Below are 23,954 nucleotides of genomic sequence, written 5' to 3' on the forward strand. Positions count from 1 at the left end.
ATGGACGAAATCGCCCCCTACTCCACTCTGAAGCGGCCGCCCGCCAAGCTGCTGCGGAGCTTCAACCTGCGCCAGATCGGCGACGATCGGGTCAGCACGTTTCTTCAAAACAACTGGTCCCTTGCGATCTGCTGTCGCGACTGCTCGCGCCTGATCGAATGGACACCGCCCATGCTTGCGGAGAAATTCCGAGGGAAGGAAACCGCACGCATAGCGGATATCGGATCGCGCCTGGCCTGCACTGGCGAGCGGGGATGCGGCTCGCACGAGATCGCCGTCTGGCCGCATCCGCACGATCGGGCCTGGACCTGGGACGGCCCGGCCGCTGGTTGATCAGATCAGCGGGGTATCGTCCTTGCGGTCGCCTTGGCCAACCACCTTCAGCGTTCCGGGCGGCAATGGCCGTTGGAGGTGCTTCACTTCCTCCCACGAGGCATCGCTCATCCACAGATCACGCTCCGCTTCTGTGAGCAGGATCACCGGCATTGCCTTGGCGTGATAGGTCTTTACCGGTTCGGCCGAGTCCGTGGTCAGAAAGCCGAAGGCTTCTATCTCCTCCCACCCCTTACTGATCATCCGCACGCACGCATGCGGCGTCCAGATGCCGGCGAAGAAGGCCAGCGGCCGGCTGTCATCCAGGGCGAACCAGATGTTCTTGCGCGTTCGCTCATAGTCCTGGTCGGGCTCGGCAAAGGAGGTGAAGGGCACTAGGCAACGGTTGGGCGGGCCAAGCCAGGGCCTCCAATGGGCATTGGTCTTTCCCTGGGCGTTGGTGGTGTTGCGCACGTTGGTCGAGCCCTTGTCGGGCTCCATTTTCAGGAGCTCGGTAAAGTCGACTTCCTTGCCCTTGACCCGCAGCTTGTCCGCACGATCGCTGGCGGCTTTGAACAGCGCCTGTTTTGAGCTCGGCATGCCCCAGCGCAGATCGCGCATCTCCCGCGATCCGTCCTCGGCCTTGAGAATGACCGGCGCCAGATAGTCCGGATAGACGCCGGGAATCGGCGGCTGGTTGTTGTTGCGGTCCGTCATCGCCCGGGCGAGCGCCGCCGCCTCGGCCCGCGCCCTCATGATTGCATAAAGGTTGCACACCGGCCTTCCTCCGCCTTAGGGTCAAGGGGCAGACGGACCTTGTTGGTAGCGCGGTCGAAGTGCAACCCATGACAGGCCCGCAACGACCAAGAGCTGCATGGCTCGTCAGGTAGAAGCCTTGCGGTTGATCTACTCGTGCCCTAGCTTTGCGTCAGCAGCAGCGAGGCGCGGATGTATCAGGCCCTGGATCCATATCTGAACACGTCAACGTGGCACACCAATCACGCCAACGACGATGCACGGTTCTATCAGTGCCTGCGGACAATCGTCTGCGACCCCAATTTCAACCCCGACACCATGGGCGACTACATGTACCAGCAGAAGGGGTTCACCAAGGGCGTGCATACCAATCCCCTTACCCGGGCTATTGATCACCGGGTAACCGAAGCATGGGCGATTAGGGATTTCGTCCGCCAGCACCACCTCTGCGACTGCTTGAACGATCCAGATCACGAGGCCGCCCATGCGGAATGATGAACGCGCCTCACTCCAGGTCATAAAGGACGCGTTGAAGCTCCAGCGCCTGGAGGGCAAGAAATTCGTGCTCCGCGCCTGGGCCCATTGGGGAACGTCGCAGGCCACCATCATCCACAAGCTGGATGTCACCCTGGCTCCAACGATCGAACCCGAGGTGATCCTGCGCCGCGCCCGCACGACCATTGAGGCGCAGATCGTCGAGCTTGGGTTTTCAGCCGAGGATGCGGCGCGGGCGTACCTTGAGCTCCAGGCCGAGGAGTCTCCGAGAACCCCGGCAGGCTGACGCCGGCCTACAGATGTTTGCCGTTGTCGGCGGCCACCTGGTCGATTGGATATAGATCGATTGCATGGTGCCGATGGGCGCAGGTCGGAGAAGGTCAGTCGCGTATGCTTGATCAATGTCAGCGTCGGGAAACGTACTTCGCCTAGACCGAACGCCCCGCAGTTGCGTTTAATGTGGGCTGGGCCTTATTGGTTGGTTTAGGCCAGTATGCAAATCTGGTTGCGCGTGGCGCGGCCATCGAATAGGCGACCATGAGTCCATATTGCGGTAGGAGCCTCGCGTGCCGTTTGAACCCATAAACGAGCGCCACGCAATTCGTGAAGTAGCGTTCGCGTTTCAGTTCGCTCGGCCGTTTAATGTCGAGGAGATCGATACGCTCGCGAAAGATCACGACGCAATTCGGTCAGAGTTGCCCAAACTCCAGCGCCCAATGTTTTTGCAATTCTTCGTCGGACCTGATGCATCCCAAACCCTAAACACTCCGCCGGGAGGCGCGAATTTTGAATCTTACAAGAGGGATGGGACTCTTGATTGGCGATTGAGCGTCACAAACAATCTTCTCACCGTAAATTGCCTTACATACACTCGATGGGTGGACGTCTGGGCGCGAGCAAAGCATTATATCTCCTTCGCAATGCCGCACTTAGTAAAAGAAGATAACGCAGTTTCCGATATTGGTCTCCAATATATAGATGAGTTTGCTTGGAGCGGCCCGATCGAAGAGTATGATAATCGCCTGATACTAAAGGCAGGTGGGGACAATATCCCCAATTCCATACTCGGTCGCGGCCCTCTTTGGCACATACATCAAGGATGGTTCGAACCAAGAGAGCGCCCACTCAATGGGCGCCTACTTAATAGGATGCACGTCGACGCGTTACTTGTCGACGATAAACATATTGTGCGATTTGACAGCACGCTTTCCCTCGATATCGACGAGGCTGATCGGCCCACCAAATGCGCAGCGCTGATCAACGAAGACGGCATCGCGGATCAGGTGCTTTCTGAGCTTCACGCGGTGAACAAAGCCGTCCTTGGCTCCTATATCACCGATGATCTAGCCAAGGAGATCGAGCTTGTTGGTTGACGCCCATCATGAACGCGTTCGGAGCGATATGCGTGGGCATTCGATTTCAAACCTCGGCAATGAGGCGAGAACCGCCCCGACCGATCGCCTCAAGATTCAGTGGAACGATGTAATCAGGAAGAATGAGAACCTGTTCTCAGTTGCAGGCGACCAGGTTATTATATTCTTTCAGGATTCTGGCTCGATAATCGGGGCTGTGAGCAGCTTTGAATCGCTAAAATCCGAAGTGGCCAGGTGGTTTACGGAATGCATGCAGGGATCGATTGGGGATAAATATGCGTTCACAACCAGCTCACACCTGAATCGACCAGAGTCAATTAACAAAATACTCGCTGATTCATTTGTCGATCGAGCGACCCACACAACGCACCGACCGTCTGGCGCAACGGGGACTGAGCGAGCGGGCCTTTGGGCGGCGACCTCCCCCGTCGCAGTGACTGGCCCCGAAGACGTTAACCCAAAGCCGGACGCGCGATCGTTGCTGATCGCCGAAATACTTTCGTACCGTGCCCTCTCCACCGGGTGGGATGGGTCCGACGGCGATCGCCCCACCGAAGTGGCGATCGATGAAGCAATAAAGTTTGTCGACTTTATACCGGCAAATTCAAAGGCAATGGCGACGGTCTCGGGCGACGGAGAAGTTGGCTTCTATTGGAGGCGGCCAGGCGCGTTCGTCGATGTCAGCTTTTATGGCGATGGAAAAATCTACTATTACGCTCGTATCGACTCACTCCAACTTTCGGTAAAGGGGACTGAGCCCTTCTCAGGCCGATCCATTCCGAAAGACTTGGCTGACGCGATTGAGCGGTTTTGAGAACTGATGCACGACACTGCCGATGACGATTGCACCTGTGAACGCGAGCGGCAGAGCGAGCATTCTCCGAGCGTAGTTGACTCAGGCGAAATGCTTGGGCGCCTTATTTACGCTGATGATCAGGTTGAAGACGCCACTGGCAATCTAAAGCCAGGAGCATTCCCACTCGCAGACGTTTTGGATGCAAAGCGCGGGGGCTGGTCCTTTGCACGATTGGCGCACAGCACACCCGCCTCCCTGCTGGCCAAGGGCAAAGAGTTCGAAGACAAAAAGCCAGATGGCAATCGCCGATTTCGTGGCGTCGGGAAAGGCCTAACGGGGGACGTCCGCGCGATCGCCGAATGCAGCCCTAATCGCGACCTGTGCCTCATTGACGACGGCCTGCCTGACGACCCAGCTCACGCCGCGGCCGTGCTTTCGCCTAGCGCGCCTCGATCTAAGTCGGACTTAAAAGCCGTTCGCGATAAAATGCTCGAGATCTTCTCGCCGGTTGCCTCACCGGACGACGCGTTCTGATTTTCGAGGTGCGACCTTGATGATTCCGGGGCGCGCGTTGCTCCAGATTTCGGCGCGGGTCGCGCCGGTAGCGTCGTCGAGAGATTGCTACGATGGGCGGGGCGAGCGCCACGGCCGACAAGCGGGCCTATTGCGTTGACAGGGGCCTTATGAGCTGGGTGGGCCGCAAGGGCGTCAAGCAGTCCCATGGCGGCGACCTTAAGCCTCAGGCGACGGAATAGCTCGGCTCGCAGCTCTCAGACGACCCGGCCTCGGTCGCCGGTCTGGGACTGCTCCCGCGCGTCCCAGATCAGCTCGATTGCGGCTCGGCGCACGTCGGCGGGGATCTCAGCGCCGTTCAGGTCGGCCAGTAGGTCGTCGGCGAGCGCCCTAATTTCGCAAAGGCCGCAATCCCGATAAACTGTCCGCTCCCGGCCGCCACAAATCGCCGATGATCGGCAATGCTGTTGGGGTAAATGATAGGGGGTAAACAAGCGCTACATTTAAAAGCGCCATAAAATCAACTACATAGCAAGGTAAGCTGGCGCACTCGACAGGATTCGAACCTGTGACCTCAGCCTTCGGAGGGCTGCGCTCTATCCAGCTGAGCTACGAGTGCGGACCTTGCATCGCGGCCGGGGCCGCGCGGGGTGGACTTCCTAGCCGAAAGGGGCCGCGGGCGCAACGCCGGCCTCAGTAGGCCGTAGGATCGACGCCCTCGGCCGCGTAGGTGAGGGACAGGAACACATCCTCCAGGTCCGGGTCCTCGGTGGCCAGGTCCTTGATCGCGACACCGGCCTCGCGCACCGCCGCCAGCACCGCCTCGACCCCGGCCTCGCCGGTCTTGAAGGTCACGGCCAGGTCGCCATTGCCGCGCAGCTTGCCTTCGAACCGGCCAAGGTCGGGAACCGCCGTCAGCGGCGCCCGGGGCGTGACGACCACGGTGCGGGTGTCGAGCCGCCGCAAGAGCTGGCTTGTGGGCTCGCAGGCCACCACCTCTCCGCGGTTGATGATGGCGATGGTGTCGCAGAGCTCCTGCGCCTCCTCCAGATAGTGGGTGGTGAGCACGATGGTCACCCCCTTCTGGTTCAGGGCGACCACATAGTTCCACAGCTGTCGGCGCAGCTCGACGTCGACCCCGGCGGTGGGCTCGTCCAGGATCAGCACCGGCGGGTTGTGCACCATGGCCTTGGCCACCATCAGCCGCCGCTTCATGCCGCCGGACAGCTGGCGCACATAGGCGTCGGCCTTGTCGCCCAGGCCGAGCGCGGTCAGGAGCTCCAGCGTATGCCGATCCTTGGCCTTGACACCGTAGAGGCCGGCCTGGGTCTCCATGGACTCGCGCGGGGTGAAGAAGACGTCAGCGGCGATCTCCTGGCCGACCACGCCGATCGCCGCGCGGGCGTCGCGGGCGCGATGGTCGATGTCGCGGTCCCATATCTTCACAGTCCCAGAGGTCTTGTTGACCGTGCCGGCCAGGATGTTGATGAAGGTCGACTTGCCGGCGCCGTTGGGGCCCAGGAGGCCGAAGATCGAGCCCCGGGGAATCTTCAGGTCGATGCCGTTGAGGGCGGTCTTGGCCGGCGTGGTCTTGGTGCCGGCGTAGGTCTTGACCAGGCCCTGGGCCTCGATCGCGAATTCGGGCAATTCCATCGAACGAAAAGCGCTTTCTTCAAAGAGACGGCCGCAAGGCGACCGCTGCGGCGCAGGGCCGAATTGACGCTGCCCGGACCATTGCCTAGGTATGCGCGAGCATCCGGCTTGCCAAGCCTTTCGCCGCCCAAGAGTCTATAGAGCATGAGCGCCAAGTCGCACCCCACCGCCGACGCCCTCGCCGCGCCCGAGGTGATCAAGGTCCGCTCGCACCGCGTAGCCTGCGACGGGGTGGGCGGCGCCCTGGGCCATCCGCGCGTCTGGCTGGAGATGGGCGACGCCGCCTTCGTCGAGTGTCCCTATTGCGACCGCCGCTTCGTCGCCGCCGACGCCGAAAGCCATGAAGACGAGCGCCTGGCCCCCGGGGTTTACGAAGGCGCGGGCGGGCACTGACCCCGCCATAGATATCTTCGCCCGAACGGGGCTGACCCCGCCGGCCTGAGCGCCTATCTTGCCGCTCATGACCGACACGCTCGCCGACGCGCCCCAGACCCTCGACGAAATCCCCCGCACCATGACCCAGGACGGGCCGGCTCGCCGGCTCTATCTGGTGGACGGTTCGGGCTACATCTTCCGCGCCTATCACGCCCTGCCACCCTTGACCCGCAAGTCCGACGGCCTGCCGGTGGGGGCGGTGGCCGGCTTCTGCAACATGCTGTGGAAGCTCCTGGTCGACATGAAGGCCGCGCCCGACGCCCCGACCCATCTGGCGGTGGTGTTCGACCATTCGGAAAAGACCTTCCGCACCCAGCTCTACCCGCAATACAAGGCCCATCGCCCGCCGCCGCCCGAGGACCTGATCCCCCAGTTCCCCCTGGTGCGCGAGGCCACCCGCGCCTTCGGCCTGCCGAGCCTGGAGCTGGCCGGCTACGAGGCCGACGACCTGATCGCCGCCTATGCCTGCGCCGTGCGCGACACCGGGGGCGAGGTGGTGATCGTCTCTTCCGACAAGGACCTGATGCAGCTGGTCGGGAACGGCGTTTCGATGTTCGACCCGATGAAGAGCGTACGCATCGGGCCCGAGCAGGTGGCCGAGAAGTTCGGCGTGACCCCGGACAAGGTGGTCGACGTCCAGGCTCTGTGCGGCGACAGCGTCGACAATGTGCCGGGAGCCCCCGGCATCGGGATCAAGACCGCCTCGGCCCTGATCAACGAATATGGCGACCTGGACACGCTGCTGGCCCGCGCCGGCGAGATCAAGCAGGACAAGCGCCGCCAGACCCTGATCGACTTCGCCGACCAGATCCGCCTGTCGCGCGAACTGGTCCGCCTGGACTGCAACACGCCCCTGCCGGAACCTGTCGAGCAGCTGGCGGTGGACGAGCCGGACCCTGCCTCGCTGGCGCAGTTCCTGGAGGTGATGGAGTTCCGCACCCTGGCCCGCCGGGTGGCCGAGGCCCGTGGCGGCGCGACGCCGACCCCGAAGCCCGCCTCGGCCCCGGCTGCGCCGGACATGGCTCCCGTCGACACCGGCGCCTATGCCTGCGTCCAGGACCTCGAGACCCTGCAGGCCTGGGTGGACAAGGCGCGCGCTGCGGGCGTCGTCGCCTTCGACACCGAGACCGACGCCCTGTCGTCCTCCAGCGCCAACCTGGTGGGCGCGTCCCTGGCGATCGCGCCGGGCGAGGCCTGCTACATCCCCCTGGGCCATGAGGAAGAGCAGACCGGCGGCCTGGCGCTGGAGGCGCCGGCCACCCTGAAGCAGATCCCCCTCGACCAGGCGATTGCGGCCCTGAAGGGCCTGCTGGAAGATCCGACCGTGCTGAAGGTCGCCCAAAACGCCAAGTACGACATGGGTGTTTTGGCGCGCTACGGGATCCAGGTGTCCCCGATCGAAGACACCATGCTGATCAGCTATGTGCTGGAGGCGGGCCTGCACAACCACGGCATGGATGAGCTGTCCAAGCTGTGGCTGGATCACGAGCCGATCGCCTTCAAGACGGTCACCGGCACGGGCAAGGCGCAAAAGAGCTTCAAGCACGTGGCCCTGGAGCCGGCCACCGCCTACGCGGCCGAGGACGCCGACGTCACCCTGCGCCTGTGGCGCCTGCTGCGGCCGCGCCTGTCGCGCGAGGGCCTGCTCACCGTCTACGAGACGCTGGAGCGTCCGATGCCGGCGGTGCTGTGCGAGATGGAGAACGCGGGGATCAAGATCGATCCCGAACAGCTGCGGCGGCTGTCCAACGACTTCTCCCTGCGCATGGCCGAACAGGAGGCCGAGGCGCAAAAGCTGGTCGGCCGCCCCTTCAACCTGGGCAGCCCAAAACAGATCGGCGACGTGCTTTTCGGCGAGATGGGCCTGCCCGGCGGCAAGAAGACCGCGACCGGCGCCTGGGGCACCGACGCCAGCGTGCTGGAGGACCTGGCCGCCCAGGGCCACGCCCTGCCCAAGCTCTTGCTGGACTGGCGCCAGCTCTCCAAGCTGAAAGGCACCTATACCGACGCCCTGGTGCCGGCGATCAATCCGGCCACCGGCCGGGTCCACACCTCCTACGCCCTGGCCTCGACCACCACCGGCCGGCTGTCATCGAACGACCCCAACCTGCAGAACATCCCTGTACGGACGGAAGAGGGCCGCAAGATCCGTAGAGCCTTCATCGCCGAGCCGGGCCATGTGCTGGTCAGCGCTGACTACAGCCAGATCGAGCTCAGGCTCCTGGCCCACATCGGCGACATCCCCCAACTGAAGAAGGCCTTCCAGGACGGCCTCGACATCCACGCCATGACCGCCTCGGAGATGTTCGGGGTGCCGATCGAGGGCATGCCCTCGGACGTGCGCCGTCGGGCCAAGGCGATCAATTTCGGCATCGTCTACGGCATCTCGGCCTTCGGCCTGGCCAACCAGCTGGCGATCCCGCGCGAGGAGGCCGGCGCCTATATCGCCACCTATTTCGAGCGTTTCCCCGGCATCAAGTCCTACATGGACCAGATGCGCGCCCTGGTGCGTGAGCAGGCCTTCGTCACCACCATCTTCGGCCGCAAGGTCAACATCCCCGCCATCCGCGGCAAGTCCCCGGCTGAGCGCAGCTTCGGCGAGCGCGCGGCGATCAACGCCCCGATCCAGGGCGCGGCCGCCGACATCATCCGCCGGGCGATGATCCGCATGCCCGGCGCCCTTAAGGCCGAGGGGCTCAAGGCCCGCATGCTGTTGCAGGTGCACGACGAACTGGTGTTCGAGGCCCCCGAGGCCGAGGCCGAAGCCGTCTGCGCCGTCGCCCGCCGGGTGATGGAACGCGCCGCCGATCCGGCGGTGGCGATCAGCGTGCCGCTGGTGGTGGAGGCGAGGGCGGCCAAGAGCTGGGACGAGGCGCACTAGACGGACTGCAGAATGGCCCTCCTGGCCACATGGTGCTCCCGCCAGGTGATCAGCAATGTCGCCCCGATCACCACCGCCGCTCCGACCAGGGTCCTCATCCCTGGGACTTCGTGGAACAGCACGAACCCCGTCCCCACTGCGAACACCAGGCGGGTGTAGTCGACCGGGGCTATGGCGGCGGCGTCGCCGATCTGCATGCCCTTGATGTAGGCGGCCTGGCTGCCGACGCCGAGAACGCCCATGGCGGCGAGCAGCATCAGATCCTTGATCCCTGGCCAGCGCCAGGAGAACAGGGCCGGGGGCAAAGAGAACGCCAGGCCCAGGAACGCCGCCCACACCAGGATGGTGAAGGGGCTGTGGTCACGGGTCACCACCTTCATCCCGGCTATGGCCAGGGCGAACAGGAACGCCGAGGCCAGGGCGGAAAATTCGGCCAGTCCCAGTCGCATGTGGCCGCTGGGCGCCAGCATCACCAGCACGCCCAGAAAGCCGACCAGCGTCGCGCCGATCCGCATCGGTCCCAGCTTTTCGCCCAGGGTGAAGAAGGCCAGCGGCGTGATCCACAGGGCCCGGGTGAAGGACAGGGCGTTGGCGTCGGCCAGCGGCAACTGCTGATAGGCGTAGAAGCTCAATATGGTCGCCGCGATCCCCGCCGCCGACCGGAACAGCAGGATGCCGGGCCGGGTGGCGTAGAAGGCCCGCCTCCAGTCCGGCGCGATCAGGGGCAGCAGCAGGATCACCCCGGCGAGCTGGCGATAGAAGGTCTGCAGCGCCGGGGAATAGCCGGCCCCCAGGTACTTGATCAGGGTGGTCATGGCGGTGAAGCACACCGCCGAGGCCAGCATCCAGCCCGCGCCGACCAGGTTGGGGGTCAGGGCAGACGGCTTGCCGCCAGCCTCCGCAGCCGCAGTCATCCCGCGCTGCGCCGCGCCGCTTCCTGGGCAGCCCGGAAGGCCTCGATCTGCTCGGGCGTGAAGCCCATCATGTCCAGCATGGGCGAGGCCTGGTTGGGATCCCAGGAATGGCGCCCGCCGACGGTCAGGCCGCCGTCGACCATCAGGTGGGTCCCGGTGACGAAGGCCGAGGCGTCGCTGGCGAGGTAGAGGCAGGCCTGGGCGATGTCCTCGGGCAGGCCTGCCTTTTTGACCGGCTGCATCTTGGGCGCGCCCTCGGCGATGCGGGCGGCCATCTGATCGGCCACTTCCCGCGGCAGGCCGATCGAGGCGCCGAAGATCGAGGTGGCGATCAGGCCGGGGCAGATGGCGTTGACCCGGATGTGCTCCTGGGCCAGCTGCGCCGCGGCCACGCGTGTCAGGTGGATCACCGCGCCCTTGGCGGTGGAATAGGCGAGGGGCCCCCAGCCGGCCTCGACCCCGGCCACCGAGGCGGTGTTGACGATGGCGCCGCCGCCTCGGGCGCGCATCAGCGGAACCGCGTGCTTCATGCCCAGCATCACCGAGCGCAGCAGCAGGTTCATGGTGAAGTCCCATTCCTCCGCCGGCATGTCGGCGACGCCCGCTCCGGTGCCGCCCGAGCCGGCGTTGTTGAACAGGATGTCGAGCCCGCCGAAGGCGTCCGCGGCCAGCTTGACCGCGGCCTCGATGTCGGCCTCGAGGGTCACGTCGCAATGGGCGTAGCGCACGGCGTCCGGAAAGCGCTGTTCCAGCACCGCGCCCTTCTCGTCCTGCACATCGGCGCAGACGACCTTGGCCCCCTCGGCGACAAACAGCTCGACCGTGCCCAGCCCGATCCCCGAGCACCCGCCGGTGATCACCGCCACCTTGCCGTCCAGCCGCCCCGCCATGTCGCGCTCCCTTTGGGTTATATGATCATTGTTAAGTAGCGGAGATGAGTCGCTCTGAACAAGAGCCGCTCCCCCTTGCGGGGAGGGGTTGGGGTGGGGGTGTCGGCTCTGTGCTTGCCGGTTCGGGTGTTTCACCCCCATCGCCTGCCCCTTCCCCACAAGGGGGAAGGGGTTCCCTTCACTCCATCGTCACCACCACCTTGCCCAGGGCCTTGCGGCTGGAAAGGTGCTTGATGGCCTCGCCCGCCTTGGCCAGGGGGAAGCGCTCGGACACATAGGGCTTGATCTTGCCGGCCGCGTGCAGGTCGAACAGGGCCTTCACATTGGCCTGGTGCGCCTTGGGATCGCGCGCCACCGCCGCGCCCCAGAACACGCCGACGATATCGCAGCCTTTCAGCAGGGCCAGGTTCAGCGGGATCTTGGGGATCCCGGCCGGGAAGCCGACCACCAGGAAGCGGCCTTCCCAGGCCATCGACCTCAGCGCCGCCTCGGCATAGTCGCCGCCGACCGCGTCATAGACCACGTCCGCGCCCTTCTCGCCGCAGGCCTCCTTGAACTGGCCCGCCAGCGCCTTGGCCCCATCCTTGTCGAACGGCCCGGGCCCATAGACCACGCCCGCGTCGGCGCCGTGCTTCAGGCACAGGTCGACCTTTTCCTGCGAGGACGCCGCCGCGATCACCCGCGCGCCCATGGCCTTGCCGAGTTCCACCGCCGCCAGGCCTACGCCCCCGGCCGCGCCCAGGACCAAAAGGGTCTGGCCGGGCTTCAGGAAGCCGCGGTCCTTGAGGCCGTAGTAGGAGGTGCCGTAGGTCATGATGAAGGCCGCGGCCTCGTCGAACGGCATGGTGTCGGGGATCGGGATCAGGCGGCTGGCGTCCAGGGCCAGCTCCTCGGCCATGCCGCCCCAGCCGGTGTTGCCCAGCACGCGCTGGCCGACCTTCACATTGGTCACGCCCTCGCCGACGGCCTTGACCACGCCGGAAATCTCGCCGCCGGGAGAGAACGGGCGCTCGGGCTTGAACTGGTACTTGTCCTCGATGATCAGCACGTCGGGATAGTTGACCCCGCAGGCCTTGACCGACACCACCGCCTGGCCCGGCTTCGGAGTCGGGCTCGGCTGCTCCTCCAGCACCAGACTGTCCGGACCGCCGACGCTCTTGCTGAGCAGGGCCTTCATCACAGCATCTCCCTCAAACAGATGTTTGAGAGCACGCTAGCCCATGGGGCGGTCCGGCGCCAAGGCATAGTGCGTGGTTCGAGACGCGCCTATCCCCGCACGGGCGCGCGGAACAGCCCGAGCCGCTGGAGGAAGCCGATCAGGCCGAAGAAGCGCGGCTCGCCGTAGGTCACGGCCAGGACATAGCAGGGCTCGCCCGGATCGGCCTTGGGCGCGTGGGTGAAGTCGCCCTGGGCCAGGGAGACGTCGCCGGGGCCGTAGTGGCCATGCCCGTCGGCATAGCCGCCCGACAGGACCAGGGTCAGTTCGTCGCCGCCATGGGCGTGGCTGGCGGCGCCGCAGCCGGGTTCGATGCGCATCAGCTCAAGGTGGGTCTCGCCCCGGCCGGCCAGGGGCAGGCGGCGGATGCCGATACCACCCACGCGCCAGTGCTCCGCCTTCAGCGCATCCAGCGCCGTCTCGCGCAGGGGCGAGGGCAGGCGGGCCAGCTCGGCCAGGATGGGATCGCCGCCCTCCGGCGCGGCGGCGCGATCACGCGCCTCGGCCGCCTCGATCTCGGCCAGGGTCGCCTCGAAGGCGGCGGGCGACAGCGCGACGGGCTCCTCCTCGGCCAGGAACAGGGCAGAGGCCGGGTCGTCTTCGCGCGCGAGCCAGGCGGGATCAGCGCGCATGGCGGCGGTGGTGGCGGCGAACAGGCGGATCGCCGGATCAGCCTGGCGCTCGGCCAGATAGGCGTTCAGCGAAGCGGCGCTCATGCGTCGGCTCCCGCGCCTTCCAACCTCAAACGAAGCTTGCCGAAGGCCAGGCGCAGCCGCGACTTGACCGTCCCTAAGGGCACCCCTGTGCGCTCGGCGATCTGGCTGTGGCTGAGGTCCTCGTAGAAATGGGCGCGCACTAGCTCTCGCTGGTCGGCCGGAAGCTCGGCCATGGCCAGGCGCACCTGGGTCTCACGGTCGGCCGCCTCGCTGGTCGCGTCGGGCGCGGCCTCGGCTTGCGGCTGGAATATCGGGTCGTTGGGATCCAGCGCCGCGCGCTGGTCGCGTCGGAACAGGTCGATGCGTCGGTTCCTGGCGATGCGGAAGATCCAGGTGGCGGCCGAGGCCTGGCGGCGGTCGAAGCTGGCCGCCTTGCGCCAGACCGTGACCATCACCTCCTGCGCCACCTCCTCCGCCTGGGCGGCCCCCAGGCCCAGGCGCAGCAGATAGGCCTTCAGCCGCGGGGCGAAATGGGCGAACAGGCGAGCGAAGGCGGCCTTGTCGGCGCGCGCGGCGATCGCCTCGACGCAATCGGCGAAGGCGGCCGGGTCCGCGGCCGCGCCCGGGCCGTCATACAGCGACACCACGCTCTCCCGTTCTGCCCGGTAATCCTGGCACGGCGCAGGCCGCGACGAAACGCCCATCTCGCCGCCGCCCGCCGCCATGGGCTTCGATTTGGGCGCAGGGTCGCCATCTGTTATGAGGATCGCCGCTTTCATGACGGACCTTACGCTTTGAGCGTCACACTGGATCTCTCCCGCGGCGCGCCGCCGAAGCTTGCGCCCAAGCCGAACCTGTCGGGCCTGACGCGCGCGGGCCTCGCCCAGGCTCTGGTCGAGGGCGACATCTGCGCGCCCGACAAGGCCAAGATGCGCGCCGAGCAGCTGTGGCGGTGGATGCACCATCGCGGCGTCACCAGCTTCGACCAGATGACCAACGTGGCCAAGGAAACCCGCGCCCTATTGGCCGACCGCTTCGTGGTCAGCCGCCCCGAGGTGGCCGAGCGCCAGGTCAGCGCCGACGGCACCCGCAAGTGGCTGCTGCGCTTCGCCCCCGGCATCGAGGCCGAGACCGTCTACATTCCCGATGTCGGCCGCGCCGGCGCCCTGTGCGTCTCCAGCCAGGTCGGCTGCACCCTGAACTGCACCTTCTGCCATACCGGCACCCAGGCCCTGGTGCGCAACCTGACAGCGGCCGAGATCGTGGCCCAGGTGCAGGTGGCGCGCGACGATCTGGCCGAATGGCCCTCGGACAAGGACGACCGGCGCCTGTCCAATGTCGTGTTCATGGGCATGGGCGAGCCGCTCTACAATCTGGACAGCGTCGCCGACGCCATCGACATCATTTCGGACAATGAGGGCCTGGCGCTTTCGCGCCGGCGCACCACGGTCTCGACCTCCGGGGTCGTGCCCGAACTGAAAGCCCTGGGGGAACGCACCGGGGCCATGCTGGCCATCTCGCTGCACGCCACCAACGACGAGCTTCGCAACGAACTGGTGCCGATCAACCGGCGCTATCCGCTGAAGGAGCTGATGGCGGCGATCCGCGACTATCCGGGCCTCTCCAACGCCCGCCGCGTCACCTTCGAATATGTGATGCTGAAGGGGGTCAACGACAGTCCGGCCGAGGCGCGCGAACTGGTGCGGCTGATCCGTGGGATTCCGGCCAAGATCAACCTGATCCCGTTCAATCCCTGGCCCGGCTCCCCCTACGAATGCTCCAGCTGGAGCACGATCGAGGCCTTCGCCGCCATCGTCAACAAGGCCGGCTACGCCTCGCCGATCCGCACGCCTCGCGGCCGCGACATCCTCGCCGCCTGCGGCCAGCTGAGGTCTGAAAGCGAGAAGCTGCGGGCCAGCGAGCGGCGCAAGCTCAATGCGGCTGGATAGTCAGTTCGTGGCTGGCGCCAGGGTCGCGCTTTCGCCCCGTGACATGACCACGCGCCGAACGACCAGGCTTCCGAGGCTCAGGGTGGCGAACAATCCCACCGGCAGCGGAACGACGAGGGCGAACCCCAGCGCCGACCAGGCGATCGCCAGCCCCAGGTAGTCCAGCAGGTCCAGGTCGGCTTCCCGCATCAGGAACGCCGTCGCTACGCCAAGAATCGGCAGGTCGTAGGCGAAAAGATAGGGGGTCGAGATCGCCGCCGCGACGATCAGGCCCGCGGATTTGAGCGCGGACGCAGCCTTGCTGCGCCAGAGTAGTGCAATCGCCACCGCGGCGCCGAGGCTTGTGACAACCTGGAGTCCCGTGGCAACGGCGTTCGAACCGCCGAGGCATCGGGCGAGGCCATAGATGCTCTCGAGCTTGTTCCAGCCGACGCCGCCCTCGACGACCAGCGTTTGTGCGGTCCGGGGAAGCGTCCAGAGGAATCCCGCCATCGCTTGCACGCCGAACACCGCAACGGACAGGCCGGTCAGTGCGACGGTCGTCGCCATCGCCCAGCCGATCGCCTTCCAACGCCCGCCGGCGGCCAGCGCGATGGGAATCAAAAGGCCAAACTGAGGCTTGTAGGTGAGGAGCCCGAAGAAAAGCCCGGACGCCATCGGGCTCGTATCGAGGCAAACCAGCGCCAGGGCCATGAGGCCGCCCGTCAGGAAGCCGTTCTGGCCGACCAGCGCGCAGGCCAGGGTCCACGGGGCGGCGAGCGCCGCTATCGCCGCGCTCCAGCGGCCGGACGCCTTGCCGACGGCGAAACCGTAAAATGTGGCCGTACCCGCGACCCAGGCTAGAAAGCTCAGCGCATAGGGGAGGAGCGCCAAGCCCGCCGCGACGAAGAAATAGCTTGGCGGATAGGGCCAGCCGTATTCGTGACGAAAGGGGTGGCCGAGGGTTACGACTTCGGCGGCGTGCTCGCTGGCGGCTGAGTAGGCCGATGCAGCATGGCCGGCCAGGGCGAGGCGTCCGGCCGACCAGATGGCTATGAAGTCGGTCAGCGCCGGACCGCCGTCGCCGTCCAAGATCCAGGTTCGACGGACGTACAGGATGACAAGCGTCACCGCATATCCGACCGCTACGCCGAGGCAGACCAGGAAGGCTCGCCGCTCGGCGGCGTTGAATTGAGACCACCCCACCATCGGCAAGGGCGCCTCGCCGGCTCGCCCATACCGCACATCACTGGAAAGGCCGGCTTTCGGCACCTTGATCGCTCTCTCGATCCCGACGGGTAGGCTCAGCGGAAAATGATGCGCGATTCTCGCGGGAAAGGCTTCAGCCTCTTCGCTTTCTTCCTTGTCCGCGCCGCAGCTGCGGATCCGGCCCGCTCTACACGGTCAGCCACAGGCGCAGCAGGTGCCGCTTGCGCTCCGGCTCGTCCCAATCCTCGTATTCGGTCCGGGCATGCAGGATCGAGGCGTTGTAGAGGAACTGAACGTCCCCCGGCTCGAAATCCATGTCGAGATACAGCGCCGGGTCGTTGGCGACGGCCTCCACCAGATCCAGCAACTCATGCTGGGCGGGGGTGAGCCGGGGCACGTCCGGGAAGCGCTGGGCGTTGCGGATGTACCAGCCGATGAAGAAGGTCCGCAGCCGCTCGCCGTCGTAGCGGCAGATCGGCATGGCCAGGGTGCGCGGCAGGCCGGGCGCGGCGTCGATCTCGAAGTCCCAATGGAAATCCTCGAACAGCAGCGGCGCGAGGTCCGGGCGGCGGCGCGCCACCTCGTTGAACACCGAAATCGAGCTGACGATGCGGCTGAGGCCGCCGCTCTTCGACCGCTTCAGGCAGAGCAGGCCGATGATGTCCGCCCCGTCGGTGTGAAAGTCCTGCTTGGCGTGGGTGCGGTAGAGGCGCACGCCGGGCGTGTTCGGATCGTCGCCGAGATCGCGGACATGGCCGAGAAGCTCGCCCTTGCTGTTCTGCGGCTTGGGCGCGCCGAGATGCAGGCCCATGAGCCAGTAAGCGATCGAGGCCTCCTCTTCCGACATCTGCTCGACAGGCACGCCGCGCACCAGGACGAAGCCGCGGCCATGCTCGAGCTCGGCCAGCCACGCCTTGAGCCTGGGCGCCAGGAGCGGCAGCGGCTGGTCGGCGGCGGCGATCCGATCGAGCGGCCGCTGCTGCTCGGCGAGGCGCTTTGCGGCGCGCTTCAATTCATCCGCTTCCTCGGCGCAAAGGCGGTAGATCCAGTCGCGCCGTTCGCGCATCTCCGGGCCGAGCCAGGCGGCGGGGGTGATGATCGGGATGGCGGGCAGAGTCATCGAACAGGCTCCTGAAGGCGTCATCGCCCTTGGGGACGGATCGGTCGAAGCAGGCGATGGCGGAACAGCGCCCATAGGATGATCGGCGCGCCGACGAGGCTCGGAACGGTCCAATTGGCGATCGGCGGCAAATCCCGCCAAAGCGGCAGGTTCGGGCCGTTGTCCACATAGAAGGCGGTCAGCATCAGCACATAGGATGCGCCCATGGCGGGCGCATGCACGCGCAGAGCCGTCCGCCGCGCCGCAAATCGTCCGCCCCAGGCGCATGCGGCGGCGCCGACGCCGAGCAGGAACAGGCGAGCGTCCTCGGCCCAGCGGACCGCGGCCAGCCCGGCGGCGGAGGCGGCCAGCGCCGTCAGGCACCAGACGTAGACGGCGCCGGCCCGCGTATGGCGGCCACGGCCCTTGGGGCTGAGCATGGCGACGGCGCCGCTCGCGACCGCAGTCAGTCCGAAAGCCACGTGAGCCGCGACGCCGCCGAGAAAAAGCGGATCGCTCGATGGGATCGGAATGCCGGCGACGATAGTCGCCATGAGCCTAGCTCCCCGCGATCACCACGACCTCGCCGTCCTCCTTGGTGAAGCTGGCCGGCTTGATCTCCAGCAGCTCCAGCACGGCTTCAGATGGCCGGCACAGCTTGACGCCCAAGGGCGTGACCACGATCGGACGATTGACCAGGATCGGATGGGCGACCATGGCGTCGAGAATGGAGTCGTCGCTGATGTTCGGGTCCAGCAGGCCGAGTTCGCCGGCGGGCGTGCCTTTCTCGCGCAGGGCGGCGCGAGCGGGCATGTCCATTCGCCGCAGCAGCTCTTCCAGTTGCGGACGTGTCCAGCCGGTCGTCAGGTATTCGACCACCGCGGGCGAATAGCCCGCCGCCTGGATCATGGCCAGGGCGTTGCGGGAGGTGCCGCAGGCCGGGTTGTGAAAGATGGTGATGGGAAACTCGCCGGTCATGCGGCGCGCCTTTCCTGCAGAAGCCAGCGGAACAGCAGGCTGGCGGCGACCGCGCCGGCCAGCTGGGCGAGGATGAACGCCGGGGCCGAGCTGGGCGCGATGCCGGCGAAGGTGTTCGACAGCGACCGGGCCAGGGTCACCGCCGGATTGGCGAACGAGGTCGAGGCGGTGAACCAGTAGGCCGAGGTGATGTAGAGGCCGACGATGTAGGGCGTCGCCTCCGGCCTGAAGCGGATAGAGCCCAGGATCGCCGCGACCAGGCCGAAGGTGGCGACGAACTCGGAAAAGGCCAGCGCCGGACCGTCGCGCAGCTTGTTGGATATCTGAAGGATCGGCTCGGCGAACATGGCGTGCGCCGCCCAGACGCCGAGCACCCCGCCCACGGCCTGGGCCGCGATGTAGGCCGCCGCCAGGCCCCAGCCGATTTCCCGCCGCAGGGCGAACACCAAGGTCACGGCCGGGTTGAAGTGGGCGCCCGACAGGGGGCCGAACACGGTGATCAGCACCGCCAGCGCCGCCCCGGTCGAAAGGGTGTTGCCCAGAAGGGCGATGGCGACATTGCCGCCGCTGAGGCGCTCGCCCATGATCCCCGAACCGATCACGACCGCAAGCAGCAGCGCCGTTCCCAGGGCTTCGCCCAGGACCCGCCGACCCGCCGAAAAGGCATGCAGCGGCGGCTCCAGGCTGGCCGCGGTGATGTCCCCCATATCGCGCATGATGGCGCCTTAGCCGCAGCACGCCGTCGCAGGGGTGGACGGGGCGGCAGCTTCCACTGGGGCGCAGCAGGCTTGGCGGGCCTGCCCAGCCTCGGTGGGGGGGGCATCTTCGCCGTAGGTCACGGCCTCGCCGGTGGTGTGGAACGTCTCCCAGCGCACCCCGCTGGGATCGCGCACCCAGGACTTGTCGCCCATCGCGTAGCAGCAGGTCGTCGCCTGCTGGTCGAAGGTGGTCTCGCCGGCGTCCTTCAGCCGCCCAGCCAGTTCGCCCAGTTCGGCGTCGCTCTCGACCTGGATGCCCAGGTGATCGAGCCCTGTCGCCGCGCCTCGGTTCGAGATGGCGAAATTCACCCGCGGATCATCGAGCATCCACTTGGCGTAGTCGCCCTTCAATACGGTCGGCTCTGAACCGAACAGGGTCGAATAGAAGCCGATCGATTTCGCCAGGTCCTCGACGGCGACATGGACGTGCAGGCGCTTCATGGCAGGTCTCCTTCAGGCGTTGACGTTGTTGGGCAGGCCGCAGCACGCCGCCTGCGTTGCGGCGTCGGCCAGAGGCGCGCAGACCTCGGGTCGTCCCTGGCAGCAGTCCTGCATCAGGTAGAGCAGCAGTTCGGCCATCCGGTCGTAGGCCGCGGCATAGATGATCGAGCGCCCATCCCGCCGGCTGACGACAAGGCCGGCGTTCGACAGCACATTGAGCTGGGCAGAGAGGGTGTTGGGCGTGATCTCGAGCGCGCGGGCGATCTCGCCGGCGGCCACGCCTTCCTGGCCGGCCTGAACCAGCAGGCGGAAGACCGCCAGCCGGGAGTCCTGGGCCAGCGCTGACAGACGTTTGACGGCGTCATTAGATTCCATACTTCAACAAATATAGAATTAATATCGGCGAGTCAACAGGCGTCAGCTCCAGGATCGCGACGGCCGTCGGAGCTATGTTCGTTCGCTGATTGGGAATGATGGTGCCGCCAGGGTGACTCGAACACCCGACCTACGCATTACGAATGCGCCGCTCTACCGGCTGAGCTATGGCGGCCCTCAGAGTCGGAAGGGCTCCGGAGGGGGCTATTTAGCTGTGCGCGGCGAGCTTGCCAAGCGGCGGCGCGGCGCGGGCTTGGCCGGAGGGCGCGGGCGGGGCGGCTCGGGTGGGAGCGGTTCGAGGTCGGGGCCGCCGTCGTCGAACAGGCCGGCGTCGCCGGCGTCCAGGGCCAGGTAGTCCTCGGGCGCCAAAAGCGGGGTGGCGGGTTCGTAGGCAGGCGGCAGCTCGGGCAGTTCGCTCAGCATGCGTTCGCGCCGCTCCAGCCGCGGATGAATCAGCTCTCCGGTCTCGGAAAAGGCCGAAACCAGCCGCGCCCAGTCGGTCGGGGTGTAGGCGAAGGCCCGCCCTTGTGGATCGAGATCGGACCAGTCGGCCTCGGCGGGGGCCGCGGCGCCGCGCGCCATCCAGGCGCGGGCCTCGTCGGCCTGGCCTGCGGCGAAGGCGATGCGGGCCATCAGGCCGCAGACCCGGGCGCTGGGCTGGGCCTCGGCCAGGGGCGCGGCGAAGGCGGCGGCCTCGGCCGGCTCATGCAGCAGAAGGGCGCGCTCGGCCCTGAGGAGGCGGCTCTCGCGATGCTCGGGATTGAGCTGGGCCAGGGCTTCGAAGCGGGCGGCGCGGGCCTTGGGCGTCTCGCCGCCGTTGAGGTCGCGCCAGGCGAGGGCCAGGGCGGGATGGGGGGCGAGCTTCCAGGCCTGCTCGATCAAAAGCGCCGCGCGGCCGGTCTTGCCGCTGGCGGCCAGGATGCGAGCGGCCAGCACCACGCCGGGGGCGAAGCCGGGGTTGAGCTTGGCCGACTGCAGGGCGAAGCCCTCGGCCTCGGACCGGCGGCGCGGGTCGGGGTCGGTCTCAAGCCCGGCGGCGGAGGCGGCGAGGAGGGCGGTGCGGGCGCGCTCGGCGCTGATCGGCGAGACGATCTTGCGGGTCAGGGCCGACTGCACCAGCTCGAGCGCCGCGGGCCAGTCGCCGTTTTCCAGCCGGTCCTCGATCAGGGCGCGCCAGGCCCAGCGGCCGGTCTTGGCCTCGGCATAGGCCGCCTTGGCGTGGGCCAGGGCGTCGGCACGGTCGCCCTGAGCCAGGGCGGTCTGCATCAGGCCCCGATGGGCGGCGAGGCGCATCTCGGGAAAACCCAGCATGGCGTTGTAGGCGGCCTTGGCGGCGGGGCGGTCGCCGGCGATCTCGGCCGCCTGGGCGGCCAGGAGGCGCACCAGGGCGGGGGTTTCCTCCACCAGATCCGAGGCGACCTGGGCCAGGCGGCGGGCCTCGGAACCATCGGCGGCGGCTGCGGCGAGGAAGCCCCGGGTCAGGGCGTCGGCGCCCTGGCGGCGGCGGGCCTCGGCCTTGCGGCGGGCGGCGCGACGCGGGGCCTCGGCCAGCCATAGGCCAAGCCGCCACAGGGTCACGGCGAAGAAGGCCAGTACAAGTATGGCGCAGACACCCGCTGCGGCGGTGGTGTCGGCGCGCCAGCCCAGCCACTCCACACTGGCCCGGCCCGGCTCGCCGGCCAGGGCGAAGGCGACCGCCACCGCCCCTACCAGCAACACGAACAGCAGGAAGGTGCGGATCATGGCGTGGCCCAGGCCTCGGACATCGGGGTCAGGTCGCGCAGGGCGCCGGCTCTGAGGGCGGCGATGCGGCGGTCGATGGCCACCCGCCGCTGGGCCTGGGCGCGCCAGTCGGCCAGCACCGCCTGGCCGCCCTTGGGCAGGCCGTCCAGGGCCTTCAGCGCGCCCTCGATGTCGCCATCATTGGCGTGAGCCTGGGCGCGGGCCAGGACGGCGTCGGGACTGGCGCCATTGACCTTGTCCACCCGGCGGACGGTGAAGACCGAGGCCAGGGCGTGGGCGATCTGGGTCAGGACGCCGGCGTCGGGGGCAGGGGCCCGGGCGGCCACCGCGGCGCGGTCGGCGAGGCCCGAGAGCTCGGACGCCAGGGCCGCGCGGCTGGGCGCGCCGACGGCGGCCAGGGGGCGCAGGGCGCGCAAATCGGCCGAATCGGGCAGCAGGCGATCGACCGCGGCCAGCTGGCCCTCGAAGGGCAGGGAGCCTTGCGAGACCTCGGACAGGTCGGCGGCGGCCAGGGCTTCGGCGGCGGCGTGGGCGGCGCGGTGCTGATCGGCCTCCAGCCGGTCGAGTCGGCCGGAGATGGCGCGGACCTCGGCCGAGGGGGCGGCCTCGGGCGCCGCGGCCAGGGTCGCCTGGGGCGGCGCCGTCTGCAGGTCGCCGGGCGGGGCGATGGGCGGCGCGACGACGGCCGATGGGGCGCTGCTGGCCGGCGGCGCGGGCGTCACCTTGGGCGGAAACAGGGTCGGGCCATAGCGGCTCACGGCGAAGCCCGCCGCGACACATAGCAGGCCGAACACGATCATGGCCCAGAAGGCGAGGCCGAAGCCGTGGCGGCGAAGGCTGTATTCGGCCGGGTCGCGCGGCAGGGCCATGTCAATATGGTCGGCAGGATCAGGCGCGCTGGTCATGGGTCTCCAGGCTTCCGCGGGCGGGTCCGGTCACGCTCGATCAGCTCCAGCAGCGAGGCCTCCTCCGGGCGCTCAGCCAGCAGAATCCGCCCAAAGCCCCGCTGGCGCAAGCCGGCCGCGGCGGCCTCGGAAATGACATAGGCGGTGAGGCGCCCGGCCGCCTCCGGCAGGACCACGTCGGCGACGGCTGCGGCGGCCTTGGCCGAGTGAATCAGGAAGCCGTCGATCGGCTCGGGCGGGGCGGCGAGATGGGTGCGGACGGTGCGATAGACCGGGGTCGAGCGGACCTCGATTCCGGAGTCCGCCAGCAGGGCGCCGAGGTCGGCGGCGGGCTCCTCGGCGGTCGGATTGAACACCAGGCGCGGCCGCGAATCAGCCGTTGCGATCGATTTGGCCAGGCCATGGACGTCGCCTTGCGGGGGCGGCGCCTCGACCCTGGGAAAGCCCGCCGCGCGAAGGGCCGCAGCGGTGGCCGTCCCCACGGGAAAGGCTCGCAAGGCGCGCGCCTCCGACTGCGCTGCAAACGCCGCGACCGCCGCCTGGCTGGTGAAGGCCAGGGCGTCGGCGCCGGACAGGTCGAGGTCGGCCTCGATCGGAACCACAGCCAGGACCGGCTGCACCACGGCCATAAGCCCCAGCGCCTCGATCCGCCGGGCGGTGGCCGCGGCCTGGGGCTGGGCGCGGGTGACCCACAGCCTGGCCGGCTCGGCGGTCAAATCGAGAGCAGCAGCCGCTCGCCGCCCTCTTGCCGGATCTCGGCGCCCAGCCGCTCACCTAGGGCACGCGCCGCCGCTTCGCCGTCGGCGGCATAGGCGATGCGGCCCTCGCGGCGGAAGCGCTCGCGCCCGTCCGGGGTCAGGGCTTCGACCGTCAGGGCCAGCTCGCTCCCCTCCAGCCTGGCATGGGCGCCGATGGCGGTGCGGCAGGAACCTTCCAGGGCCTCCAGGGCGCCGCGCTCGGCGGCGACGGCGATGGCGGTCGGGGCATGGCGCAGGGCCCTGACCCAATCGGCTTCGGACAGGCGTTCGGGGGTCTCGATAGCCAGCGCGCCCTGGCCCGGCGCCGGCGGATCAGCCTGGGGATCAAGCGCGGAGCGGACCACGCCGTCCAGGCCCAGGCGCTTCAGCCCCGCCAAGGCCAGCAGCATGCCGTCGGCCTCGCCGCGCTCCAGCTTGGCCAGGCGCGTGTCGACATTGCCACGCACCATCACGATCTCCAGGTCCGGCCGGGCGTTCAGCGCCTGGGCCTGGCGGCGCAGCGAGGCGGTGCCCAGGCGCGCGCCCTGGGGCAGGTCGGCCAGCCGGGCGTAGTTCGGGCTGACGAAGGCGTCGCGCGGGTCCTCGCGCTCGGGAATGGCGGCCAGCACCAGGCCGGGACGACGCTCGACCGGCACGTCCTTCATCGAGTGCACCGCGCAGTCGACCCGCCCATCCAGCATGGCCTCCTCGATCTCCTTGGTGAACAGGGCCTTGCCGCCGATTTCCAGCAGGCGCCGGTCCTGCACGTGATCGCCGGTGGTGACGATGCGCACCAGGGGCGCCACCGCCTCCGCGTCCTCCGGCCCATAGCCCAGGGCGGCGGCGATGCGGCGCTGCATGTGGCCGGCCTGCGTCAGGGCCAGCTTGGAG

27 protein-coding genes and 2 tRNA genes are annotated in these 23,954 nt (G+C 67.7%); 9 read left to right on the top strand and 20 right to left on the bottom strand.

What is annotated here, in order from left to right; all coding sequences use genetic code 11:
* Positions 1-333, top strand: a complete 333-nt coding sequence (locus KCG34_RS18095) for a hypothetical protein (protein ID WP_211937020.1) — start codon at positions 1-3, stop codon at positions 331-333.
* Here the strand turns inward: KCG34_RS18095 and KCG34_RS18100 are convergent, their stop codons facing one another.
* On the bottom strand, positions 334-1,089 hold the full coding sequence (locus KCG34_RS18100) for an SOS response-associated peptidase family protein (RefSeq protein WP_211937021.1): 756 nt from the start codon (positions 1,087-1,089) through the stop codon (positions 334-336).
* Between the two features lie 171 nt (positions 1,090-1,260).
* Here KCG34_RS18100 and KCG34_RS18105 point away from each other — a divergent pair, with 171 nt between their 5' ends.
* The 5 genes from KCG34_RS18105 (at position 1,261) to KCG34_RS18125 (ending at position 4,266) form a co-directional block, all read left to right on the top strand.
* A complete protein-coding gene (locus KCG34_RS18105) occupies positions 1,261-1,563 on the top strand; it encodes a hypothetical protein (RefSeq protein WP_211937022.1) in 303 nt (100 codons plus the stop codon).
* Entirely contained in the window at positions 1,553-1,849 is a 297-nt protein-coding gene (locus KCG34_RS18110; protein WP_211937023.1) for a hypothetical protein, read from the top strand. The genes KCG34_RS18105 and KCG34_RS18110 overlap by 11 nt, the downstream gene beginning before the upstream one ends.
* 280 nt (positions 1,850-2,129) lie before the next feature.
* Positions 2,130-2,936 (top strand): TIGR04255 family protein, encoded by an 807-nt coding sequence (locus tag KCG34_RS18115; RefSeq protein WP_211937024.1) that lies wholly within the window; start codon positions 2,130-2,132, stop codon positions 2,934-2,936.
* A complete protein-coding gene (locus KCG34_RS18120; RefSeq protein WP_211937025.1) occupies positions 2,926-3,750 on the top strand; it encodes a hypothetical protein in 825 nt (274 codons plus the stop codon). The genes KCG34_RS18115 and KCG34_RS18120 overlap by 11 nt, the downstream gene beginning before the upstream one ends.
* Before the next feature lie 6 nt (positions 3,751-3,756).
* A complete protein-coding gene (locus tag KCG34_RS18125) occupies positions 3,757-4,266 on the top strand; it encodes a hypothetical protein (protein WP_211937026.1) in 510 nt (169 codons plus the stop codon).
* Between the two features lie 521 nt (positions 4,267-4,787).
* On the opposite strand, the gene KCG34_RS18130 is transcribed toward KCG34_RS18125, so the two are convergent.
* A tRNA-Arg gene (locus KCG34_RS18130) sits at positions 4,788-4,864 on the bottom strand.
* Between the two features lie 74 nt (positions 4,865-4,938).
* The gene (locus KCG34_RS18135) at positions 4,939-5,898 is read right to left on the bottom strand and encodes an ABC transporter ATP-binding protein (RefSeq protein WP_211937027.1); all 960 of its coding nucleotides are present in this window, start codon (positions 5,896-5,898) and stop codon (positions 4,939-4,941) included.
* Between the two features lie 144 nt (positions 5,899-6,042).
* On the opposite strand from KCG34_RS18135, the gene KCG34_RS18140 reads away from it, so the two are divergent.
* Both KCG34_RS18140 and polA read left to right on the top strand, forming a co-directional pair.
* Positions 6,043-6,291: a zinc-finger domain-containing protein gene (locus KCG34_RS18140; protein WP_211937028.1), complete on the top strand. Its 249-nt coding sequence runs from the start codon at positions 6,043-6,045 to the stop codon at positions 6,289-6,291.
* Between the two features lie 67 nt (positions 6,292-6,358).
* Entirely contained in the window at positions 6,359-9,214 is a 2,856-nt protein-coding gene (polA, locus tag KCG34_RS18145; RefSeq protein ID WP_211937029.1) for a DNA polymerase I, read from the top strand.
* On the opposite strand, the gene KCG34_RS18150 is transcribed toward polA, so the two are convergent.
* The 5 genes from KCG34_RS18150 to KCG34_RS18170 all read right to left on the bottom strand — a co-directional run bounded on the left by KCG34_RS18150 (position 9,211) and on the right by KCG34_RS18170 (position 13,534).
* Positions 9,211-10,128, bottom strand: coding sequence for a DMT family transporter (locus tag KCG34_RS18150; RefSeq protein WP_249138069.1), 918 nt, complete (start codon positions 10,126-10,128; stop codon positions 9,211-9,213). The two genes, polA and KCG34_RS18150, sit on opposite strands and share 4 nt — an antisense overlap.
* On the bottom strand, positions 10,125-11,018 hold the full coding sequence (locus tag KCG34_RS18155; protein WP_211937030.1) for an SDR family NAD(P)-dependent oxidoreductase: 894 nt from the start codon (positions 11,016-11,018) through the stop codon (positions 10,125-10,127). Before KCG34_RS18155 ends, KCG34_RS18150 begins: the two co-directional genes overlap by 4 nt.
* 178 nt (positions 11,019-11,196) lie before the next feature.
* Positions 11,197-12,195, bottom strand: a complete 999-nt coding sequence (locus KCG34_RS18160; protein WP_211937031.1) for an NADPH:quinone oxidoreductase family protein — start codon at positions 12,193-12,195, stop codon at positions 11,197-11,199.
* 89 nt (positions 12,196-12,284) lie between these two features.
* On the bottom strand, positions 12,285-12,950 hold the full coding sequence (locus KCG34_RS18165) for a cupin domain-containing protein (RefSeq protein ID WP_211937032.1): 666 nt from the start codon (positions 12,948-12,950) through the stop codon (positions 12,285-12,287).
* Entirely contained in the window at positions 12,947-13,534 is a 588-nt protein-coding gene (locus KCG34_RS18170; protein WP_249138070.1) for a sigma-70 family RNA polymerase sigma factor, read from the bottom strand. The genes KCG34_RS18165 and KCG34_RS18170 overlap by 4 nt, the downstream gene beginning before the upstream one ends.
* Positions 13,535-13,684: 150 nt before the next feature.
* Here KCG34_RS18170 and rlmN point away from each other — a divergent pair, with 150 nt between their 5' ends.
* Positions 13,685-14,839, top strand: a complete 1,155-nt coding sequence (gene rlmN, locus KCG34_RS18175; RefSeq protein WP_211937033.1) for a dual-specificity RNA methyltransferase RlmN — start codon at positions 13,685-13,687, stop codon at positions 14,837-14,839.
* On the opposite strand, the gene KCG34_RS18180 is transcribed toward rlmN, so the two are convergent.
* The 12 genes from KCG34_RS18180 to hemC form a co-directional block, all read right to left on the bottom strand.
* Positions 14,840-16,090 (bottom strand): glycosyltransferase family 87 protein, encoded by a 1,251-nt coding sequence (locus KCG34_RS18180; RefSeq protein ID WP_211937034.1) that lies wholly within the window; start codon positions 16,088-16,090, stop codon positions 14,840-14,842.
* A gap of 124 nt (positions 16,091-16,214) precedes the next feature.
* The gene (locus KCG34_RS18185; RefSeq protein ID WP_211937035.1) at positions 16,215-17,147 is read right to left on the bottom strand and encodes a TauD/TfdA family dioxygenase; all 933 of its coding nucleotides are present in this window, start codon (positions 17,145-17,147) and stop codon (positions 16,215-16,217) included.
* Between the two features lie 20 nt (positions 17,148-17,167).
* Complete coding sequence (locus KCG34_RS18190) at positions 17,168-17,680, bottom strand: hypothetical protein (RefSeq protein ID WP_211937036.1); 513 nt, start codon at positions 17,678-17,680, stop codon at positions 17,168-17,170.
* Positions 17,681-17,684: 4 nt separating this feature from the next.
* A complete protein-coding gene (arsC, locus tag KCG34_RS18195; RefSeq protein WP_211937037.1) occupies positions 17,685-18,104 on the bottom strand; it encodes an arsenate reductase (glutaredoxin) in 420 nt (139 codons plus the stop codon).
* The gene (locus tag KCG34_RS18200) at positions 18,101-18,811 is read right to left on the bottom strand and encodes an aquaporin (RefSeq protein WP_211940881.1); all 711 of its coding nucleotides are present in this window, start codon (positions 18,809-18,811) and stop codon (positions 18,101-18,103) included. Before KCG34_RS18200 ends, arsC begins: the two co-directional genes overlap by 4 nt.
* Before the next feature lie 18 nt (positions 18,812-18,829).
* Entirely contained in the window at positions 18,830-19,303 is a 474-nt protein-coding gene (locus KCG34_RS18205) for an ArsI/CadI family heavy metal resistance metalloenzyme (RefSeq protein WP_211937038.1), read from the bottom strand.
* Positions 19,304-19,315: 12 nt separating this feature from the next.
* Positions 19,316-19,678, bottom strand: coding sequence for an ArsR/SmtB family transcription factor (locus tag KCG34_RS18210; RefSeq protein WP_211937039.1), 363 nt, complete (start codon positions 19,676-19,678; stop codon positions 19,316-19,318).
* 99 nt (positions 19,679-19,777) lie between these two features.
* Positions 19,778-19,853 (bottom strand) — tRNA-Thr (locus KCG34_RS18215).
* Positions 19,854-19,882: 29 nt separating this feature from the next.
* A complete protein-coding gene (locus KCG34_RS18220) occupies positions 19,883-21,421 on the bottom strand; it encodes a heme biosynthesis HemY N-terminal domain-containing protein (protein ID WP_211937040.1) in 1,539 nt (512 codons plus the stop codon).
* Positions 21,418-22,326 carry a COG4223 family protein gene (locus KCG34_RS18225; protein ID WP_211937041.1) on the bottom strand — a complete coding sequence of 303 codons (909 nt, stop codon included), beginning with the start codon at positions 22,324-22,326 and terminating at the stop codon, positions 21,418-21,420. The genes KCG34_RS18220 and KCG34_RS18225 overlap by 4 nt, the downstream gene beginning before the upstream one ends.
* Positions 22,323-23,042, bottom strand: coding sequence for a uroporphyrinogen-III synthase (locus KCG34_RS18230; protein WP_211937042.1), 720 nt, complete (start codon positions 23,040-23,042; stop codon positions 22,323-22,325). Before KCG34_RS18230 ends, KCG34_RS18225 begins: the two co-directional genes overlap by 4 nt.
* On the bottom strand, positions 23,039-23,923 hold the full coding sequence (hemC, locus tag KCG34_RS18235; RefSeq protein ID WP_249138358.1) for a hydroxymethylbilane synthase: 885 nt from the start codon (positions 23,921-23,923) through the stop codon (positions 23,039-23,041). The genes KCG34_RS18230 and hemC overlap by 4 nt, the downstream gene beginning before the upstream one ends.
* Positions 23,924-23,954: the final 31 nt, after the last annotated feature.

The sequence above is a fragment of the Phenylobacterium montanum genome (genome assembly GCF_018135625.1).
GTDB classification, from domain to species: Bacteria; Pseudomonadota; Alphaproteobacteria; order Caulobacterales; family Caulobacteraceae; genus Poindextera; species Poindextera montana.